Consider the following 1,692-nt stretch of genomic DNA (forward strand, 5'->3'; position numbering starts at 1 on the left):
CAGCAGCAGTATCACGGTGACCGCCATGACATCCGGCTGGTAACGCTGATAGCCGTAGCGCACCGCCAGGTCGCCCAGGCCGCCGCCGCCGATCAGGCCGCTCATGGCGGTGTAGGACACCAGAGTAATGGCGGTGACCGTGATGGCCGCGACTATGCCGGGCAGCGCCTCAGGCAGCAGGGCGTTGAGCACAATCTGCCGGGTGCTGGCGCCCATGGCCTGGGTCGCCTCGATGATGCCGCGATCCACCTCGCGCAGCGCGGTTTCCACCAGACGGGCGAAGAAGGGCGTGGCGCCCACCACCAGCGGCGGAATGGCCCCGGCCACCCCCAGGGAGGTGCCGGTGACTATGACCGTGAAGGGGATCATCAGGATCAGCAGTATGACGAAGGGCACCGAGCGCAGCACGTTCACCAGCAGCGAGAGGCAAGCATAGAGGGCCTTCTGCTCGAACAGCTGCCGCGGGCCGGTCAGAAACAGCAGCACGCCCAGGGGCAGGCCGAGCAGCACGGTAAACAGCAGCGAGCCGCCGAGCATGCTCAGGGTGTCCAGGCTGGCGTAGCCGATTTCCGTCCAGTCGACGTTGGGTAACAAGCGGCTTAGTAGGGCTTCCATCAGCGCAGTACCTCCAGGTGCACGTCGGCGGCGGCGAAGCGCGCCAGCGCGGCGTCCAGGTCGCCGCCGGTCAGGGCCAGAGTCAACTGGCCATAGGGGGTGTCCTTGATGCGGTCGATGCGCCCGGCGAGGATGCTGTAATCCACCCCGGTCTCCCGCGCCACTGTGCCCAGCAGCGGCGCATAGGTGGCCTCACCCTGGAAGGTCAGGCGCAGGATGCGCCCTTCAACATGGGCGAAGTCGTCACGCTGCTCGTTCTCGTCGATCTGTTCGGCTTCCTGGACGAAGCGCTTGGTGGTGGCGTGCTGCGGATGCAGGAACACCTCGGCCACCGGACCCTGCTCGACTATCTGCCCGGCGTCCAGCACCGCCACCCGGTCGCAGACCCGGCGGATCACGTCCATCTCGTGGGTGATCAGCACTATGGTCAGGCCCAGTTCGCGGTTGATCTCGGCCAGCAGTTGCAACACCGAGGCCGTGGTCTGCGGGTCGAGGGCGCTGGTGGCCTCGTCGCACAGCAGTATCTTCGGCTCGGTGGCCAGGGCGCGGGCGATGCCGACGCGCTGCTTCTGTCCGCCGGAGAGTTGCGCCGGGTACTTATTGGCGTGGTCCTGCAGACCGACCCGGGCCAGCAACTCGGCCACGCGCCGGGCGATCTCGCCACGACCCAGTTCGCCGGCCAGCTTAAGCGGCAGGGCCACGTTGTCGGCCACTGTCTTGGAGGAGAGCAGATTGAAGTGCTGGAAGATCATCCCGACCCGCTGGCGGAAGCGCCGCAGGCCCGCCGCGTCCAGCGCGGTGACGTCTTCGCCGTCGATCTGGATGCGCCCGGCGGAGGGCTCCTCCAGGCGATTGATCAGACGCAACAGGGTGCTTTTGCCGGCACCCGAGTGGCCGATAAGGCCGAACACTTCGCCACGGGCTATCTGCAGATCGGTGGGCTGCAAGGCCGGGATATCCTGGCCGGCGACGCGATACGCCTTGCGCACCTGATAAAAGTTGATCACGGGTTAAACCTTTTGGGTTTGCTCGAATGGCCGGGTAGGCCGAAAAGGCTGCGTAGTCTACCCGGCACTG

2 protein-coding genes are annotated in these 1,692 nt (G+C 66.4%); both read right to left on the reverse strand.

The genetic code is table 11. The features are described from left to right. Nucleotides 1-615, reverse strand: a 615-nt coding sequence (locus V6M63_RS18890) for a methionine ABC transporter permease (RefSeq protein WP_332744348.1), incomplete at its 3' end; no start/stop codon positions are given. Continuing rightward, nucleotides 615-1,622, reverse strand: a complete 1,008-nt coding sequence (locus V6M63_RS18895; protein ID WP_332744350.1) for a methionine ABC transporter ATP-binding protein — start codon at nt 1,620-1,622, stop codon at nt 615-617. The genes V6M63_RS18890 and V6M63_RS18895, both read right to left, overlap by 1 nt. Nucleotides 1,623-1,692: the final 70 nt, after the last annotated feature.

Origin of the sequence: Hydrogenophaga sp., assembly GCF_036675665.1 — a bacterium.
GTDB lineage: Bacteria > Pseudomonadota > Gammaproteobacteria > Burkholderiales > Burkholderiaceae_C > Hydrogenophaga.